The 18,094-nt window shown below is 49.0% G+C and carries 15 protein-coding genes; 4 read left to right on the plus strand and 11 right to left on the minus strand.

Features of this window, described 5'->3' with window-relative positions:
- Window positions 1-26 precede the first annotated feature (26 nt).
- The gene (locus SB752_RS08630) at window positions 27-1,592 is read right to left on the minus strand and encodes an MHYT domain-containing protein (RefSeq protein ID WP_410715264.1); all 1,566 of its coding nucleotides are present in this window, start codon (window positions 1,590-1,592) and stop codon (window positions 27-29) included.
- A gap of 161 nt (window positions 1,593-1,753) precedes the next feature.
- The gene (locus SB752_RS08635; RefSeq protein WP_410715265.1) at window positions 1,754-2,659 is read right to left on the minus strand and encodes a PhzF family phenazine biosynthesis protein; all 906 of its coding nucleotides are present in this window, start codon (window positions 2,657-2,659) and stop codon (window positions 1,754-1,756) included.
- A 126-nt stretch (window positions 2,660-2,785) separates the two neighbouring features.
- On the opposite strand from SB752_RS08635, the gene SB752_RS08640 reads away from it, so the two are divergent.
- From SB752_RS08640 to ant(6), 3 genes are read left to right on the plus strand one after another with little or no spacing between them, the layout of a single operon-like run.
- Window positions 2,786-3,676 (plus strand): LysR family transcriptional regulator, encoded by an 891-nt coding sequence (locus tag SB752_RS08640; RefSeq protein ID WP_410715266.1) that lies wholly within the window; start codon window positions 2,786-2,788, stop codon window positions 3,674-3,676.
- Complete coding sequence (locus SB752_RS08645; RefSeq protein WP_410715267.1) at window positions 3,673-4,050, plus strand: DUF3899 domain-containing protein; 378 nt, start codon at window positions 3,673-3,675, stop codon at window positions 4,048-4,050. The genes SB752_RS08640 and SB752_RS08645 overlap by 4 nt, the downstream gene beginning before the upstream one ends.
- A gap of 47 nt (window positions 4,051-4,097) precedes the next feature.
- Window positions 4,098-4,961 (plus strand): aminoglycoside 6-adenylyltransferase, encoded by an 864-nt coding sequence (gene ant(6), locus SB752_RS08650; protein ID WP_410715268.1) that lies wholly within the window; start codon window positions 4,098-4,100, stop codon window positions 4,959-4,961.
- An 84-nt stretch (window positions 4,962-5,045) separates the two neighbouring features.
- On the opposite strand, the gene SB752_RS08655 is transcribed toward ant(6), so the two are convergent.
- The 8 genes from SB752_RS08655 to SB752_RS08690 all read right to left on the minus strand — a co-directional run bounded on the left by SB752_RS08655 (window position 5,046) and on the right by SB752_RS08690 (window position 15,317).
- The gene (locus SB752_RS08655; RefSeq protein WP_410715269.1) at window positions 5,046-5,990 is read right to left on the minus strand and encodes an ABC transporter ATP-binding protein; all 945 of its coding nucleotides are present in this window, start codon (window positions 5,988-5,990) and stop codon (window positions 5,046-5,048) included.
- Complete coding sequence (locus tag SB752_RS08660; protein WP_410715270.1) at window positions 5,987-7,009, minus strand: ABC transporter ATP-binding protein; 1,023 nt, start codon at window positions 7,007-7,009, stop codon at window positions 5,987-5,989. Before SB752_RS08660 ends, SB752_RS08655 begins: the two co-directional genes overlap by 4 nt.
- Before the next feature lie 66 nt (window positions 7,010-7,075).
- Window positions 7,076-8,011 (minus strand): ABC transporter permease, encoded by a 936-nt coding sequence (locus SB752_RS08665; RefSeq protein WP_410715455.1) that lies wholly within the window; start codon window positions 8,009-8,011, stop codon window positions 7,076-7,078.
- 9 nt (window positions 8,012-8,020) lie between these two features.
- Window positions 8,021-8,953 carry an ABC transporter permease gene (locus SB752_RS08670; protein WP_410715271.1) on the minus strand — a complete coding sequence of 311 codons (933 nt, stop codon included), beginning with the start codon at window positions 8,951-8,953 and terminating at the stop codon, window positions 8,021-8,023.
- 16 nt (window positions 8,954-8,969) lie between these two features.
- Window positions 8,970-10,403: a dipeptidase PepV gene (gene pepV / locus SB752_RS08675; RefSeq protein ID WP_410715272.1), complete on the minus strand. Its 1,434-nt coding sequence runs from the start codon at window positions 10,401-10,403 to the stop codon at window positions 8,970-8,972.
- 1 nt (window position 10,404) lies between these two features.
- On the minus strand, window positions 10,405-12,477 hold the full coding sequence (locus SB752_RS08680; RefSeq protein ID WP_410715273.1) for a sigma-54 interaction domain-containing protein: 2,073 nt from the start codon (window positions 12,475-12,477) through the stop codon (window positions 10,405-10,407).
- 72 nt (window positions 12,478-12,549) lie between these two features.
- Entirely contained in the window at window positions 12,550-14,223 is a 1,674-nt protein-coding gene (locus SB752_RS08685; protein WP_410715274.1) for a peptide ABC transporter substrate-binding protein, read from the minus strand.
- A 68-nt stretch (window positions 14,224-14,291) separates the two neighbouring features.
- A complete protein-coding gene (locus tag SB752_RS08690; RefSeq protein ID WP_410715275.1) occupies window positions 14,292-15,317 on the minus strand; it encodes an asparaginase in 1,026 nt (341 codons plus the stop codon).
- Between the two features lie 383 nt (window positions 15,318-15,700).
- Here SB752_RS08690 and SB752_RS08695 point away from each other — a divergent pair, with 383 nt between their 5' ends.
- Window positions 15,701-16,819 (plus strand): deoxyribonuclease IV, encoded by a 1,119-nt coding sequence (locus SB752_RS08695; protein WP_410715276.1) that lies wholly within the window; start codon window positions 15,701-15,703, stop codon window positions 16,817-16,819.
- A 92-nt stretch (window positions 16,820-16,911) separates the two neighbouring features.
- Here SB752_RS08695 and SB752_RS08700 read toward each other — a convergent pair whose 3' ends face one another.
- A complete protein-coding gene (locus tag SB752_RS08700; protein WP_410715277.1) occupies window positions 16,912-17,883 on the minus strand; it encodes a GDP-mannose 4,6-dehydratase in 972 nt (323 codons plus the stop codon).
- Between the last annotated feature and the right edge of the window lie 211 nt (window positions 17,884-18,094).

Raw genomic sequence — 18,094 nt, forward strand, 5'->3', positions numbered from 1 at the left:
TTCCGGTGAGGGGGGGTGGATCTGTGTTACTGATTGGGTAACCAGCATGTAAAAGTACTGCCAGTGCCGAGCTCGCTCTCGACCTCGATCACACCGCCCACCAAGATACAAAAGTGCTTGCTGATCGCAAGCCCCAGACCTGTTCCACCGTATTTTCGTGTGGTTGACGAATCTGCTTGCATGAAAGGCTGAAATAGCTTGTCCATCTGCTCGGGCGTCATACCGATACCTGAATCTTGAATCCGAAAGCAATAGCCCGATTTACTGTCACGTGCCTGCGGAAAAATATCAAAACGGATCGTGCCCGCTGTCGTAAATTTGCTGGCGTTACTGAGCAGGTTCATCAAAATTTGGCGCAGCTTCATGACATCTGTACGGAGCTGACCTTCAACTTTTGACACAATTAACTGGTTTTGATTTCGTTCGATCAGTGGCGCGATTGTGTTTTGCACCTCGCTAATCAAAACGGCCAAGTCGCAGCTTTCATAGAAGACATCCATTTTCCCCGCTTCAATCTTGGAAATATCCAATATGTCATTGATGAGCGAGAGCAGATGCTTCCCTGCTTTATTGATTTTCCCCAAGTCTTCTACAAAGACAGGCTCTCCCAAATCTTCAGCGTCCTCCATCAGCATCTCGCTATACCCGATAATGGCATTCAAAGGGGTACGCAGTTCATGGCTCATATTCGCTAAAAACTGGCTTTTGACCTGATTCGCCTGTATCGCGTCATCATGAGCTTTTTCTAGCTGGGCTGTCCGTTCCTTGACCAGCTGCTCCAAATTCTCGTTCAGCTCACGCAATTCCTGATTCATAAGATAAATCTCATTCGTCTTTGCTTCGATCTCTGAATCTTTCGTGGACAAACGCTTGGAGATGACGATACCAATCAGCGATAACCCTAACGTCATCAAGGTACCTGCTGCTATAAAATAAGCGAGCCACTCCTGGTCCAATAGTTTTCCTGAGGAAAGCGCAGTTCTGTCCTCAAGCGAAAAATGCGCTGCCATCATCCCAGTGTAATGCATGCCTGTAATCGCAGCACCCATGACGAGTCCGCTGGCGAGCTTTCTCCAGACAGCCCCTTGCTTTTCCCCCCTGCGAAAGGAAATAGCCAACCATAGTGCAGCCAGAGAGGCAACGATTGCATTTACGATCGAAAGTGAAAAATAAAGTGGATCGTACGTGATTTTAATCAGCATCGCAGACATCCCGATATAATGCATAGAGGCAATTCCAGCAGCAAGTAACAGTCCACTACCTAGCAGCTGACGCGAAGTAACCTGCTGACGGCAAACAATATGCAAAGCAATAAAGGATGCGATAATGGCAACGACCACTGAGAGAAATATAATGACCAGATCGTATGCAACTGGAACTGGCAAGGAAAAGGCTAGCATGCCGACAAAATGCATCGACCATATCCCCATTCCCATGGCAACCGCGCCAAATGAAATCCATAACCATCGCTTTTCCCCTGTGAGCGTGCTGATTCTCCCAACCAAATCAAGAACGGTATAGGAGGACACAACTGCAACGATATACGATAATACTACGAGTGCTGAGTCATGTGAACCACTAAGATGTTCCACCTAAAAATCCCTCTCTCTGCTTGTTCCTGCCCCCTATTATAACGTAAAAATACGGACATTTTTCCATGAGAATCGCGTCCTGATTTCGTAAAACGGCAAAAAAAGAAATAATCCCCCCAGACCTGCTTGTTTGGGTCTCAAGGGGGGACTGGCTCGCTGCTTTATTCCAACGGCAATCGTAATTCTCCTGCAATCGTTATATGCGCCTCACCGGCAACACGAATAACCGGCTCTTGGGCTGATGTATCGATTGTAATATAAAGCGTGCCTGGTCGATTAATCGCGTGTCCTTGGCCGACTACGAGGTGATGCTCCTCACCTGCAGGGAGCAAATTCTCCAAGGCCAGATACCCGGCTAGCGCCCCGTTTGCAGCGCCTGTTACCGGATCTTCTGGAATCCCGATAGCAGGTGCAAAGTCACGGGTATACAGATTGTAGCCGTCAGGAGCATCCCAGGAGAACAAATGCGTGGTCGTAATGCCATGCTCCTGGTTCATCGCAGCCAGCTCAGCCAGTGATGGTACCGCTTGATTAATGGCCTCTTTTGTTTGCACCGGGACAAGCAGATGCAGTCCTCCCGTAGATGCCAGCTTCATCGGATAGCGATCATCGATATCATCTGTGCCTATCCCTACCATCCTTGCAACTGCTGCAGGGTCCAAAGCTATTTCCTTGACGGAGGGAGTGATCTGTGTCATCGTTACCCGTTGCAATTGACCATCCTGTGCTTCGAGCTCGACCGGAATCAATCCCACATTGGTTTCGAATACGATGCGCTTTCCTTTTTCCAGCCAATCAAACTCGGTTGCTAACACCCATGTTGAGGCTACTGTTGCATGCCCACAAAAATGGATCTCGACGGTCGGCGAGAAATAGCGGATGCGATAATCTGCCTCTGGATGCGAAGACGGCAGCAAAAATGCTGATTCAGGCAGGTTCAGCTCATTGGCAATCTGCTGCATTTGCGGTAAAGTCAAAGTACTTGCATCCGGTATGACACCTGCTGGATTTCCGGCAAACGGTTTCCTAGTAAATGCGTCTACATGGTATACCTTCACAGCTTTCATCGTTTTCTCTCCTTCATGAACCGATGGAATCGTTCTTGCTTTCATCATAAATACAAGAAGATTCCAAGTAAACTGAAGGTTTCGCATATCTAGCATGAATAAAACTTCATGGAAGGAAGAAGTCGAATGACTTTGTTTCAAATGGAGGTACTCGTCGCAGTCAGTGATAGTGGCAGCTTCACCCGTGCAGGTGAAAAAATCGGCTTGAGCCAATCAGGAGTCAGTCATACCATCCATGCGCTGGAAAAGGAGCTGGGCATCAGCCTGTTCACCCGCAGTCGCAGTGGAGTCAAGCTGACCGCAGCAGGTGCACAGGTAGACGCGAGTGCACGAATCATTTTAGAACAAACCTCTGCCATCAAGAGAATCGCAGCCCAAGCTACAGGCATTCACCAAGCCACAATCCGCATCGGCTCATTTCCCAGCGTAACAAAAAGCTTTTTGCCAGCTTTGCTGCAATCCATCCAAAAGCTTTATCCACAGATGGAGACACGGCTGTTCGAAGGCTCCTACCAGGAAATCAAGCAATGGCTGCTGACCGGTGTGGTCGATGTTGGTTTTCATACTTGGCCCGAAGCAGGATTGGAAGGAACCATGCTGATTTGTGACAACCTGCAAGCAGTATTGCCAGCTCACCACCCTCTCGCTACCAAGTCCGCTGTGACATTGAAGCAGCTAGCAGATGAACCCTTCATCATGCCAATGGCGGGCTGTGAACGATTGATCGGCAGCGAGTTTAAAAAGAATGGCTTAGAGCCCCAAACGGCATATGAGGTAGCAGACAACGCTACGATCCTTGCTATGGTAGAAGCCGGAGTCGGAGTCTCAGTCATACCTGCCCTCACCTTGCCAGCCTCCTTGCCCCAGGTAACAGTCATGGAGCTCTCCCCACCCGTGACCCGTCACATTGGATTAGCTGTACCTACTCTGGCGAATGCCTCACCTGCATTGCTCGCTTTTATGCGAGAGGCCGAGCGCATCGCTACAAATTTTCAAAAGGACGTGTTTTGTAAGTGAAAAAATGGATAACCCTCCTACTCGCATTGGCAGTTATAAGCAGCCTTCTACTCGGAATAACTTTGCAACCCACTCTTTTGTTATCCATCATTAATCAAAGCTTTTTATTCGGCCTGTTCTTTTTGATGATCGGATGCCTTGCCCTTGTCGTTCGATCCGGTTTCTTTGTCGTCTTCTTGCGAGGCTTCAAACAGCTGAAAAGCATGTTCTTCCGCAAGCCCCGCATGATTGAGAATGATTTGTTTCAATCAAATGATCATGCCTTTGAACAAAAAAAGGAAACAATCGCACGGTTTGGAACGTATCTACTTTTGACGATAGGTGCCTGTCTGATTTTGTTCTCTCTCATTCTTACCTGCTTCTACTATGTTTAAGCATATTGCGAGACTTACACACTTAAAGAGAAGGAGGATTCCTCGCGTTGAGAATAGAGCATGAAATGATGAGCCTATTTGTAGATTTTGCTGTGAAGGATGGTCGAATCCGCCTGGTCACACTGGAAGGATCTCGGACAAACAAAAACATTCCCTCAGACCAATTTCAAGATTATGACGTTTCTTTTTTCGTAACGGATATGGATTCTTTCAGGGAAAATGATCACTGGCTTGACCAATTCGGGAAACGGATCATGATGCAAAAACCCGAAGACATGGAGCTTTTTCCGCCAGAACTAGGCAACTGGTTTTCCTATATCATTTTTTTGGAAGATGGCAACAAATTGGATCTGACGCTCATTCCCTGTGACGAGGTAGACGAATATTTTGCCAGTAGTGACGGTTTAGTAGAAGTTTTGCTGGATAAAGATAGTCGCATCAAAGGGGAAGTGATTGCGAGCGACCGCAAGTATTGGATCAAAAAACCGACGGCACGAGAATTTGATGATTGCTGCAATGAATTTTGGAATGTCGGGACTTATGTCGTCAAAGGATTAGCGAGAAAAGAGATCCTGTTTGCGATTGACCATCTACACGAGGTCGCCAGGCCCAATTTGCTGCGCATGATGGCTTGGCAAATCGGTTCGGAGCACGGCTATTCCTTTAGTGTCGGAAAGAACTACAAATTTATAGATCGCTATCTTCCAAAGAAAGATTGGGAGGTGCTGCTGTCCACCTACTCCGGAAATAGCTATCAAAGCATGTGGGAGTCATTGTTTACCAGCTATGAGCTATTTCGAAAATATTCCAAAGCGGTTGCAAAAGACCTGGGGTATACATATCCGATGTACGATTCTGCGATCAGTGCGTATACGGACAAAATTTATGAAGCGTGGGCAGAAACGAAATAAGTTGGCTCGTTTTTCCACGCTGTACGCAAAAAAGACGTTCCTGCATCGGAACGTCTTTTTATCATGCTCACAGGGTCAAATTCCTCAAATGATATGACAAGCAACCCAGTGCCCAGCCTCGGCCTCTTGCCATACAGGCTCTTCCTCTGCACAGCGTGCTGTCGCCAGCGGGCAACGAGTGCGAAAGCCACAGCCACTCGGCTTGTTCGCCGGACTTGGCAAATCACCCTGGAGAACGATTCGCTCCCGCTTGACAGTCGGGTCTGGTACTGGCACGGAAGAGAGCAGGGCCTGCGTATACGGATGAAGCGGGCGAGCGTACAGTTCGTTACTCGTTGCCAGTTCTACCAGCTTGCCCAAGTACATGACACCAATCCGGTTTGATATGTGCTTAACCATGGACAAATCATGCGCGATGAACAAATAGGTCAGACCGCGATCTTGCTGCAGGTCTTCCAGCAAATTCACGACCTGTGCTTGAATCGAGACGTCCAGTGCGGAGATCGGCTCGTCTGCAATAATAAACTCCGGCTCTACCGCCAGCGCTCTCGCAATCCCGATCCGCTGTCTCTGACCTCCACTAAATTCATGTGGGAAACGCTGCGCGTGATCACGATGCAATCCTACCAGCTGCAACAGCTCTGCCACACGCTCCCGGCGCATTCCCCGGTTGAGACCGTGAATATCTAGTCCTTCTGCAATGATATCCTCCACCGTCATGCGCGGATTCAGACTCGCCTGTGGGTCTTGAAAAATCATCTGCACATCGCGATTAAACTGACCTGCTTCCTTTCCACTCAGCTTGTGCACATTCTTTCCTTTAAACAAGACCTCTCCGTCTGTATTTTCATAGAGTCTGATGATCGTACGTCCCAGTGTGGACTTTCCGCAGCCGCTCTCCCCTACCAGACCAAGCGTTTCCCCCTTGTTGATCGTAAAGGAAACACCATCTACGGCTTTGAGGTCAAACTCTTGTCCAATCGAAAAGTACTTTTTCAAGTTACGTACTTCCACAAGTGCCTGCGTCATACTCCTTGCCTCCCTGCTGCAACCAGTTCTTCGATGCGTGGCGCCCGCGGGTCGTGCAGCCAGCATGCTGCCTGATGTCCCTTCGCAAACTCACTCGTTACCGGCATCTGTTGATCGCAAATTTCCATAGCAAAATCACACCGCGCAGCAAATGGGCAGCCCTTTGGCGGTTGGAATAAGTCTGGCGGACTTCCTTCAATCGGTATCAAGCGTTGCTTTTCACCCTCATCCAGACGTGGCAGTGAACGCATCAGTCCCCATGTGTACGGATGGCGAGGATTGGCAAACACCTCTTCGACAGTTCCCGTCTCTACGACTATTCCCGCATACATGACAACCATGCGGTGAGCAACCTCCGCAACCACTCCCAGGTCATGGGTAATGATGACAACAGATAGCTCCTGCTCTTCCTGAAGTCGCTTCAACAGGTCAAGAATTTGCGCCTGGATGGTTACGTCGAGTGCAGTCGTCGGTTCATCTGCAATAACCAGCTTTGGCTGACAAGCGAGTGCGATGGCGATGACAACACGCTGACGCATTCCTCCGCTGAATTGGTGTGGATATTGATCGATCCGTTTTTCCGGGTCAGGAATGCCGACCAGTCTGAGCATTTCAATTGCCCGTTTTCGCGCTTCTTCCTTCGTCACCTTTTGACTGCGAACGAAGCCTTCTACAATCTGGGTTCCTACCTTCATCGTCGGATTCAGTGCTGTCATCGGGTCTTGAAAGACCATCCCGATCTGCGTCCCCCGAATACCAAGCAGTTCCTTCTTCGGCAAATGTGTGATCTCTTTCCCTTCGAAATTCACCTTGCCCCCCACTATTTTACCTGGAGGATTCGGGATCAGCCCCATAATTGCTTGTGCTGTTACACTTTTTCCACAGCCGCTCTCGCCAACAATCGCGACCGTTTCACCTTTGTCTACATGAAAGGAAACACCGCGCACAGCCTGGACTTCCCCACCGTACGTCTTGAAGTTCACTTTTAAATTCTCGATTTCTAGCAAATGCTGCTTCATCGTTATTACTCCCCCCGTCTCTAGTCGCCTTTGCTGGTCGCCCAGTGGGCACTCTATTAAACGACCCTAGTCACGCAACCGCGGGTCCAGTGCGTCCTGCAAGCCGTCACCAAATACGTTAAAGGCAAACATCGTCAATGAAATCATTAAGGCAGGGAAAAACAGGCGCCACCAATCGCCAGTCAAAATAACACCAAGGCCATCGTTTGTCATCGTTCCCCAGCTCGCTACAGGTGCTTGTACACCAAGCCCCAAAAAGCTCAGGAACGACTCGGCAAAGATCGCAGAGGGAATCGTAAAGGTCAGATTCACGATAATGACACCAATTGTATTCGGAATCAAATGCTTCAATAAAATCCGTGTAAATTTGGCTCCCAGTACTTGAGCTGCCAAAATAAATTCCTGGTTCTTCAGCTGCAAAATTTGACCGCGTACCAGACGCGCCATCCCGGTCCAGCCAGTCGCAGACAAAGCGATAATAATCGTAAGCATTCCTGGCTCCATGACTACCATCAGCAAAATGACAACCAAAAGGTACGGAAGCCCATACAGCACCTCAATGACACGCATGATAATCGTATCGATGCGATCACCGCGCTTTCCACGCCCTGCCATGTAGCCAGCAATACCTCCAACCGTAACCCCGATGGCAAGGTCAATCAACGCTGCTACGACACCAATCGTGAGTGAAATCCTCGCTCCATACCATGTACGGGCAAACATGTCGCGTCCCAGCTCGTCGGTACCAAACCAATGCTCCGAGGAAATTTCCTGGTTTTTTGTCAACAAGCTCTGATCCGAATAGCTGTAAGGAACCATGCTCGGTCCAATAATCGCCATGCCCACCAGCAATACGATGATAACCAGTCCTAGCATTGCCAATTTGTTTTTGATCAGCTTGCGAATCACTTGCTGCGCATTGCTAAGACTCGGCCGTGAGATGACATTGGCCTGCGTGTTTTTGGTCAAAGGGCGAAATAACGGTTCTATTCTTTGTTCCATTGCCAATGGTTATCTCTCCTTATTGGTCAGCTTGATCCGCGGGTCAATCAGGGTGTACGCGATATCGATCAAAAAGATCGTGACAATCAAAATCGCGCTGTAAAAGATCGTCGTCCCCAAAATCACCGGATAGTCACGGTTGAAAATACCATCTACGAAGTACTTCCCGATCCCTGGAATCGCAAAGATTTTCTCCACGACAAATGTTCCTGTAATCAAAGAAGCAATCAATGGTCCCAAAAACGTAACGACTGGCAAAATCGCATTGCGAATACCATGGCGAATGACAATGATCCACATCGGTATGCCTTTTGCCTCCGCTGTACGAATGTAGTTCTGATTCATGACTTCAATCATGCTGGCACGCATGTATCGCGTGATGACCGCGACAGGACCGAATGCCAGGGCAAGAGACGGCAAAACGGTATGCATCCACGTCCCCCATGTTGCAACTGGAAATATCGTAACTTTAATTGCAAGATAGTTGATCAGAAGAGGCGCCATGATGAAGCTCGGTATCGCAACACCCATAACAGCCAGTGCCATCGCCACATAATCGAGCCACTTATTGCGGTTGAGTGCAGCAATAATCCCAAACAGGATGCCGAATACGAGAGCTACACTAATCGCTTGAGCCCCAAGCCAGGCAGAAGCGCCAAAGCCATCGGAGATCATATCATTGACCCCGCGCGAGTCGGATTTAATAGACGGACCCAAATCAAACATAAGCAAATTTTTCAAATAAAGCACGTACTGCACGGGCAGAGGCTGATCCAGATTGTATTTCGCCCGCAGATTGTTGAGAATTTGCTCTGGAAGCTGATCCGATTCAGAGGCAAACGGATTGCCCGGGATCGCATGCATCAAGGAAAACGTCAGCGTCACAATGATCCAGAGCGTGACGATCATCATCAAAACGCGTTTTACCAGATAGTTTGACATCGAAGTCCTCCTCGTTTTATTTCGCCAGCTCGTAGATAGCATGGGCGTAAATGGCCATCGCCTTCAGCAGATCATCGATTTCGGCGTACTCATTCGCCAAATGAGCGGTGGATTCTTTTCCTGGGAAAAGCGGTCCGTAAGCAACACCAGCACTCATGATTTTCGCGTAGGTAGCTCCCCCGGAGGACAACAGATGAGCAGGTAGCCCAGTATGCTCCTCATAGACGCGAGACAATGTTTGTATGACGGGATGATCCTTTGGTACGTAATGCGATTCGGAGGTTCGCAGATTGGAGATTGTCCAGCCTAGCTCGTCCACACGCCGCTCCAACTTTTCTACGTATTCCTGACAGGAAATTGTTGCTGGGTAGCGGATATTCAGGCGGACACTGCCTCCCTCGCTTTGGTTATAGCGTAATATCCCTGCATTGACGGTCAGCTTGCCTGATACCTCATCCTCGCAGGCCATGTGCATCTGCTCGCCATAATGATCCTCATGCAAAATGTCCGAGAGAAGCGAAAGAAACGAAAACTCAGAAGCTTCAAACGAGAGCGTTTTCAAAAACGATGCGAGTAGTGTTCCGGCATTCACACCTCGGAATGGCTCCATCCCGTGTGCAGGCTTGCCTGCTATCGAAAATTGCAGCTGCCCGGCTTCTGTTTGCTCCAGTTCGCCAGTCGCGTGATGCATGCGAAGAAACTCCCTCCACTGCCCGACAATCTCCTGGAGGGCTGCTTCATCCTTTGCCTCATGATCGAAGTTAATAACGGCAACCGCTTTGTCCGGAACACTATTTCCCTGGTCACCTGAGACGAACGATACCAAGCTCCAGCCATTGGCTTTCCCCGCAGGTACATGATGCGGGATTGTCAATGTCGGATTGATTTGACCCTTTTCCGCATGTGTCATTGGAAAAGAAGAGTCGGGAGAGAAGCCGATTCTCGGAACCTGATCGTGCTCGGCAAAATATTTCATGCACAGCCAGCCGCTTTCCTCGTCCGTTCCGATGATAAAGCGAACACGCTTCTGTAATGGCAGCCCCGAGTCCTTTACCATTTTCAGCGCATAATAGGCGGCAAGTGCCGGACCTTTGTCGTCGATGGCTCCACGCGCATAAATTTTGCCATCACGTATGCTCGGTTCAAATGGAGGGGTAATCCAGCCTTCTCCCACCGTCACGACGTCCACATGCACGAGGACGCCGACTTCCTCCTCTCCATCCCCGTACGCGATCGTTCCTGCATAGCCCTCCAGATTTTTCGTCTGAAAGCCGTCATTTTCGCCGCGTGCGAGCATCGCTTCCAGCGCCTGTGCGACCCCTTCGCCGAAAGGCTTCCCTTTCGTTGCCGTCGACATGTCTTCGATGCTGTTGATCGCAAGAAACGCTTTCAGATCAGCAACATAAGCTTCTTTTTGCAATAACACTTGCTGCTCCCAGTACTCCTTCATGTCAGTTCGCCTCCATTTTCCTCATCTGAAAATAGGAAAGAAACGCCTCTCCCTTGGATGAAATCTGACTCCCTTGTCTTCCTTTCCCGACGTGAATCAGCTCTTCCTGCTGCAACAGCTTTAACCGATAGCGTAGCTGCTGTGATGACATCGTAAGGCCCGTCTCCTGCAACTGCTCCTGTAGCACGTATCTGCCCGTCCCACCTCGCTTCAGATTGCGGAGGATCGATACCATTTCCTCCAGAAACCCTCGCTTCTCGAATTCTTCACAGATCGCAGCGCATTCGTCTGAGAGAGAATCCGCAGGCAAAGGTGAATCCAGTACCTCGCGGAGAAATGGCAGCTGGTACACATACGCTTCATCCTCGACCACGTGTGCCAAATATTCCACGACATTCTCCAGCTCGCGGATATTTCCTGGCCACTCATACTGCTCCATCGCCTTTAGCGCTTCACCCGACAACGTAAAGGGAGCCCGCCGCAAATCAAACGAGTACTTTTTCACAAATTGCTGAACCAGCCAGCCGATGTCCTCACGACGATTGCGCAGTGGCGGCAGATGGATTGGCAAAATGTTCAACCGATAGTAAAGATCAGCACGAAAGGAGCCTTCGCGAATCATGCGCGGCAAATCCTGATTCGTCGCTGCGATGACGCGTATATCAGTCGGAATGACCTTATTGCCCCCAACTCGCATGATCTGGCGCTCCTGTAGTACGCGAAGCAGACGATTTTGAATCGCTCCGCTGGCGTCTCCGATCTCGTCGAGAAAGATCGTGCCCTTGTGAGCGAGCTCGAACCAGCCCATGTGTCCGCCCTTTCTCGCTCCTGTAAAAGCACCCTCCTCATAGCCGAACAGCTCACTCTCCAAAAGCGTCTCGGAGATCGCTGCAAAGTTGACACCGACGAATGGCTCTCGTCTGCGCGGCGAGGCATTGTGGATAGCCTGGGCGAGCAATTCCTTTCCCGTCCCTGTCTCACCCAAAAGGAGTACCGTAGAGTTGCTACGGGCAATTTTCCGGGCGATCTGGATTACTTTTTGAAAGGAAGGGCTTTCCCCGTAAATATCTTCAAACTGGTATTTGGCTACCAATCCTTTGCTGTAGAGACGCATGCGATAATCATGCTCCAGCTTTTCAATCTCTTGCGCCTTGCGAAACAACAGCAAACTCCCGAGAAAACTGCCTTCCATGACAATATGCATTTTGCGGAAAAAGTAGGTTTTGTTCGCCCAATCTACCAAAATATCCTCGTTTTCTTCACATTGCGAAATACATTCGTAGAAATCCTGCGGCAAGCAGTTCACCGCTGCCTCACCCACGACTTGGCTTCCTCCGAGATTGAGAGTGTCGATCGCTTTTTGATTGACGAATCGAATCAGTTCTTTTTCATCAAAGGCGATGACCGCATCCTCGATCCGATTGACGATGGACTCCAAATACTGGCCAAGCAGGCGAGCATGCTGGATTTCGTGACTTAATTGCTTGGTGATATACACGAGCGATTGCATGGCACGAGCTGTCACTCGTTGAAAATTGCCGCTGTTAAAATGAGCGTAGATTGCCAGCCACGTAGACAAATCAATGCTGCGCGAACCGATATCCACTACCTTGCGTATGTGCGCAGGAACATGCTCAGGCTCGCCCGGAGTTACAGCGATTTCGATATCTGGCGGATAATCCGCACCCGGATAGTACGGGTAGATGTCAAAGTCCATTCCCGATGCACGCAGCAGCTCAGCATTTTCAAAGGCCGTTTCTTCTGTGTCGCTGACGAGCAGCACCTTGACTCCCTTTGGTATCTCCAGAACGCCGCGCAAATTGTTGTACGGCAGCATCCGTATCGCCACAATTATTTTCGAGCCCTGTGGTACGTACGGCTCTACAAGTGGCATGATGCTATTGGTCGAAATAACCACCAATGCTCCCGGGCTAATCGACCGAAGCGGCAACTGGTCGACCCGAATAGCCTCAATGTGGATATCTTCAGAAACGCCCAGCTCATGGCATTGACTTACAACGTTTTGCAAAAACTCATCCATCTTTGCAACAAAGGTGACTGTTTTTTTCTCCATTTCACTCGCTCCAGGATGTAAAGTGAAGACAAGAGCTGTAAAGAAACGTAGCTCTTGTCTTCGTCTATCTTACTATTTTTTACCGATCTCTACCCACTTGTAGTCGAGCGTTCCTACTGGGTGGCGGATAATGCCTTTTACATTCTCTTGATCCATGAATACTTTCGTATTGAAATAGATCGGTACGAGCGGCATGTCATCCATGAAAATTTTCTCTGCATCATGCATCAGCTGGAAGCGTTCTGTCTCATCAACGGTGTTGCGAATTTTTTCAACCAGTGCGTCGTACTCTTTGTTGCTGTAATTGATCCGGTTACCTGGATGATCAGTCACGAACAGCTCCAAATAGTTGACCGGGTCGCCGTAATCGGCTGGAATGGTCGAACGGGAGAACTGCAAATTACGTGCGCGCTGATCGGACAAGAATACTTTCCATTCCTTGTTCTCCAGCTTTACATCGACACCGAGGTTTTTCTTGTACATCTCTTGCAGAACCTGTGCAACCGATTTGTGAGCATCACTTGTATTGTAGGTCATGGTTACTGGCGGCAATGTCGTCCAGCCTTCCTCTTCCATTCCCTTTTTCAAAAGCGCTTTTGCTTGTTCAATGTCGTTATCCTTGATGAAATCTCCGCCTTTTTCGCGGAAATCACCGCCAGTCGGCTCAGGGAAGCCGAACGGTACGTGGGCGAGTGCTGGAGCCTGCTTACCCTGTACCACATTGTCGATCAGAGTTTGGCGATCGATTGCCAGCGCAAATGCTTTGCGGATGTTGACGTTGGTGAAAGGAGGCATCTTGGTATTCATACGGTAGTAATAGATGGATGCTTCGGATTCTACCTTTGCCTCTCCCGAATCAATCAGCTTCTTTTTCATGTCATTCGGAACTGTTTGTACCATGTCGAGCTGGCCGGTTTTATACATTTGGTACTGCGTATTTTCATCGTTTACCATGACCCAATCAATTCCCGCATATTTCACAGAATCCTTGTCCCAATACCCGTCGTTTTTCACGACCTTTACAGACTGATCATGTACCCAATCTTCCATTTTGAAAGGACCGTTTGTCACGAGAGTGGAAGCGTTCTCAGACCACTTCGGATTGCTCTCTGCTACCTTTTTGTTCACAGGGAAAAAGGTTGCCTGCGTGAGAATATGCAGGAAATAACCTGCTGGCGCCTTGAGCTGTACTTCCAGCGTCTTGTCGTCTACTGCTTTTACCTTGACTCCATCTGCATTTCCTTTTCCGTTGTTAAACTCCTCCGCTCCAGCGATGTAGTAAGCGAGGAAAGCCGATGGGAATGCATTGTTCGGATCGAGAATACGCTTGAAGGCAAATTCGAAATCCTGGGCGGTAACCGGGTCTCCATTTGACCATTTGCTATCACGCAGGGTAAAGATATACGTCTTGCCGTCTTCACTTACTGTCCACTTCTCTGCCATGGCAGGCTGTGGCTTGTGATCCTTGTCGAGACGCGCCAAGCCTTCCATCGTCGCATTCAGTACTTCATTGGATGTACTGTCGAAGCCCTTTGGCGGATCAAGAGAAGGTGGCTCTGTCTTCAAATTGAGCTTGAGCATCGCGGTCATGTCCGCTTGTCCACTATCTGTCTGTGGTGCTTGTCCTGTAGCTCCTCCCGTGCCTCCTGGCTGTGCTGGCGCTGCCTGTTGGCTACAGCCAGTCACTGCCAGTACAGCTACCAATGCAGCTGTGCTGAGAAGCCTCCATCCTTTTTGCAACTTCATGTCATGTGACCCCCTTTTTCTTTGTGAAGGAATGGTTATAGATAAACGGCTCCCGAATGAGATGCCATTTATGCACGTAAGGATTTCTCTGTCGCGCTGAGTGTGAAGGCCGCCTCAATACGACCGACAACTGTACCACTCATGTTCGTAATCGCAGGGTTTGTATATTCTGCAAGATCGTTGAGCGGGCCATCGATGCCAATTCCGAGCTGACGCAGGACTTCGTTGACTACCAAATTGATGGCACGTGGTCCCCCGTCTTCGATTTTCACAGCAATTCCGAGCCCTGTTTGACGATCTCCCAGACAGTACACGGATTCTGCTCCTGCTTTTCCGACGATTCTGCCTTTAAAGGCTGTCATCAAATCGGTACAGTAGCGATTGTTTCCTCCTACCATCTCTGGATGTGCCGTCATGGCATCCGTAACACGAATAACCGCTTGCTGACGCGTCGGATTCGAGATGACCTCTGGTTTCGCAAGCTTGGCAAAAGCCCACGCGTAATTCGCCAGAGGCAATTGATGAACAGGGACACCACAGCCATCTGTTCCCATGTAAATCTTTTCTTTTGGATATCCTGTCATGTCTTCTACGACGTCGAGAATTCGCTGCTGGACAGGATGCTCCGGTAAGTGATACGTAGCAACGTCCTCTCCCATATGTGTTGCAGTCGCGATCATTCCGGAGTGTTTTCCAGAGCAATTGCTATAAATCGGCGTGAGTGGTTTTCCCTCGCGGATCAACTGCTTGTAGCTCTCCTCATCACGTGGTACATGAGTGCCGCACTGCAAAACTTCCTCTGGCTGTCCAGCACGCTCTAGCATCCACATGGCACGCGAGCGATGACGAGGCTCTCCGCTATGGGACGCACAGCATAGAGACAAGTCCGCAGCCTCCAATTGATAGCGATCTGCAGTCCCTGTTTCGATGACCGGGATTGCCTGCATCGGCTTCATGCTGGAGCGCGCATACGTCAGCCGATACGGATCACCGTATGAATAAAGTAATGTACCTTCTGAATTGACGACAGCGATGTGACCGAGATGGGAGCTTTCTACCTTTTCTCCCCTGTATACGTTGGCTACCACGTTCATAAGAAGTCTCCTTTGATAATGAATGATGGAATGTTTGTGCATTTCTATCTAAGCAAGTGGCGTGCCAACTCATGAAATCCACCCACAAAAACGAATCTTCTGCCTATTATCAATAATCTGGACTCATGAATAGTTACCTTTCCATTCGTAATAGGTCACCCTACTTATGTTAATAGGTTATCTCATTCAGTTAATAGGTTTATTTTTAATGATACGCGCATAGAAATACCCCTTTTTCCCAATCATTTCTGGGAATAGGGGTACCAATCAGGTTTTTATGTTCTTCCTATTGGACGAAACGATCATCTTACGTTACTTTTATGTATAGAGCATTCACTTGTTTTACAGCGTATATATATGAATAGAAAGAGGGATCTCAATCTATGTTGAAAATAGGTTCACATGTATCTTTCTCTGGCAAAGGACTTCTAAATGCTGCCCAAGAAGCAACTGCGTATGGCTCTAGCACGTTCATGATCTATACGGGCGCTCCGCAAAACACGCGTCGCAAGCCGATCGAAGAACAGTTCATCGCAGAAGGAAAAGAAGTGATGGACAAGCACGATATAAACGAGATCGTCGTCCATGCCCCTTACATCATCAACCTCGGTTCTTATAAGGATGACACCTACGAGCTGGCAGTTCGCTTTTTACAGGAAGAAATACGCCGTACGGACTACCTCGGTGTGAAAAACATCGTGCTTCACCCTGGTGCCTACACCGATAAAGATGCGGAATACGGCGTTGCACGTATCGCCGAAGGTCTTAATGAAGTGCTTAGCGGCGTTAAGGACACAAATGTAAACATTGCGCTGGAAACGATGGCTGGCAAAGGGACAGAAATTGGCCGCAGCTTCGAAGAGCTAGCGGGGATCATGGAAAAAGTGGAAAACAACAGCAAGCTGCGCGTATGCATGGATACTTGCCATATTCACGATGCCGGCTACGATATTGTCAACGATTTCGATGGAGTACTCGAGCAATTCGACCGGGTCATCGGTCTGGATCGTCTGTCCGTCGTCCACCTGAATGACAGCAAAAATTTCCGTGCAGCGGGCAAGGACCGCCATGCTCCTGTAGGTGCTGGCTTGATTGGGTTTGATGCGATGAAATACATCGTCGAACACGAGAAGATTCGCCATTTGCCGCTCATTTTGGAGACACCATGGATTTCAAAGGAAAAAGGCAATGAGCGCCCGATGTATGAGGCTGAGATCGCTTTGCTTCGCGGTAACGTAGAGAGCCGCTTCGGTAGTGACTTCCTCGACCATGTGGAACGTATGGAGTTCTTTTTCCACAAGCACGAAGTAGATCGTCGTCTGTTCGTAGTAAATACCTGGAACCTGCTCAAAAATGATGCCAAGGCAAAGAAAGCTGACGGCCGCGAGCCGATGGAGCGCCTGTACGACATGATTGTAGATGCTAAGCTGTTCGAGGAGCTGAGTGAGGAGCAAATCAATCAGCGTATGGTGGCTTGGTTTGCCGGCAAGCAAGCATTTTAACGGATAATCACCTGTTCCTTGGAACGGAGCACGTACGAAAAACGAGGTTGCACCTGTGATGTGCAGCCTCGTTTTTTCTCATATGCTTGTGGTTATGGGGTACTCGCAACCCGCTGCAAATCCGCTTCCACCATCATGTGAATCAATTGCTCCAGATTCGTTTTGGGCGTCCATCCTAATTGCTGCCTTGCCTTTTCCGGATTACCCAGCAATAGATCAACTTCTGCTGGCCGATACAGCTCAGGTTCGATTACTACATAATCCTGGTAGTCTAATCCCACATAGTCGAATGCAATCTTGCACATTTCCTCAACTGTAGAAGTTTTTCCTGTGGCAATGACAAAATCATCCGGATTATCCTGCTGAAGCATAAGCCACATCGCTTCCACATAATCGCCGGCAAAGCCCCAATCTCGCTTGGCCTGAATGTTGCCGAGGCGCAGCTCCTTTTGCTTTCTTCCCGCGATTCTGGCAACAGCATGTGTCACCTTTCTCGTAACAAATTCTAACCCGCGTAGCGGTGACTCATGATTAAACAATATTCCGTTACAGCTATACATTTGAAAGCTTTCCCGATAGTTCTTTGTCATCCAATATCCAAACAGCTTTGACACAGCATAAGGACTACGTGGATAAAAAGGGGTATTTTCTGACTGCAACGGTTCCTGAATCAGCCCATACAGCTCACTAGAAGACGCTTGGTACATTTTTATGCCTGGGTCCGTTTCGCGGATCGCTTCCAATACGTGCAGGACGCCCATCCCTGTCACTTGTGCGGTAAGAATCGGCTGCTCCCAGGACGAGCCGACAAAGCTCTGCGCGGCCAAATGATAAACCTCATCTGGTTTACATGCTTTTATGGAACGAGTCAGCGAAGAAACATCAAGCAGATCTCCGTCTTTGTACTCCACCTGATCGGCAATCCCCAAGTACTCCAGCCGCCACCTGTCGATGGTAGCGCGACGAGGAACCAGTCCAACCACTCGATACCCTTTTTCCAACAATAGCTTTGCCAGATAAGCGCCATCTTGTCCGGTGATTCCTGTTAGGAAAGCCGTTTTCATTAGGCACTTCCCCTCCTTCAGGCTCTGTCAAGATTTACTCTCCCGCAAGTTCCATTGATCATCTCTTAAGCATATGCCAAACCATACAAATGCGTTCAACGCCCAAGGATAATGCTGGAGACGACAAAGGCTCATGAGCGATAGGGCAATGCTAGAATCTGGTTTCCTCTATACTTCAATCATACTCGTCATGTCGCCAATTCATGTCGAA

The organism is Brevibacillus sp. SIMBA_040, from assembly GCF_046535075.1.
Taxonomy (GTDB): Bacteria; Bacillota; Bacilli; order Brevibacillales; family Brevibacillaceae; genus Brevibacillus.

What these genes read in the sequence shown, in the direction of transcription:
- SB752_RS08690 (WP_410715275.1), bottom strand. Translation starts at nt 15,317, where the DNA reads ATGAACGTGGTAGCCAACGTATACAGGGGAGAAAAGGTAGAAAGCTCC.
- SB752_RS08695 (WP_410715276.1), top strand. Translation starts at nt 15,701, where the DNA reads ATGTTGAAAATAGGTTCACATGTATCTTTCTCTGGCAAAGGACTTCTA.
- SB752_RS08685 (WP_410715274.1), bottom strand. Translation starts at nt 14,223, where the DNA reads ATGAAGTTGCAAAAAGGATGGAGGCTTCTCAGCACAGCTGCATTGGTA.
- pepV (WP_410715272.1), bottom strand. Translation starts at nt 10,403, where the DNA reads ATGAAGGAGTACTGGGAGCAGCAAGTGTTATTGCAAAAAGAAGCTTAT.
- SB752_RS08635 (WP_410715265.1), bottom strand. Translation starts at nt 2,659, where the DNA reads ATGAAAGCTGTGAAGGTATACCATGTAGACGCATTTACTAGGAAACCG.
- SB752_RS08660 (WP_410715270.1), bottom strand. Translation starts at nt 7,009, where the DNA reads ATGAAGCAGCATTTGCTAGAAATCGAGAATTTAAAAGTGAACTTCAAG.
- SB752_RS08640 (WP_410715266.1), top strand. Translation starts at nt 2,786, where the DNA reads ATGACTTTGTTTCAAATGGAGGTACTCGTCGCAGTCAGTGATAGTGGC.
- SB752_RS08680 (WP_410715273.1), bottom strand. Translation starts at nt 12,477, where the DNA reads ATGGAGAAAAAAACAGTCACCTTTGTTGCAAAGATGGATGAGTTTTTG.
- SB752_RS08670 (WP_410715271.1), bottom strand. Translation starts at nt 8,953, where the DNA reads ATGTCAAACTATCTGGTAAAACGCGTTTTGATGATGATCGTCACGCTC.
- SB752_RS08655 (WP_410715269.1), bottom strand. Translation starts at nt 5,990, where the DNA reads ATGACGCAGGCACTTGTGGAAGTACGTAACTTGAAAAAGTACTTTTCG.
- SB752_RS08665 (WP_410715455.1), bottom strand. Translation starts at nt 8,011, where the DNA reads ATGGAACAAAGAATAGAACCGTTATTTCGCCCTTTGACCAAAAACACG.
- SB752_RS08700 (WP_410715277.1), bottom strand. Translation starts at nt 17,883, where the DNA reads ATGAAAACGGCTTTCCTAACAGGAATCACCGGACAAGATGGCGCTTAT.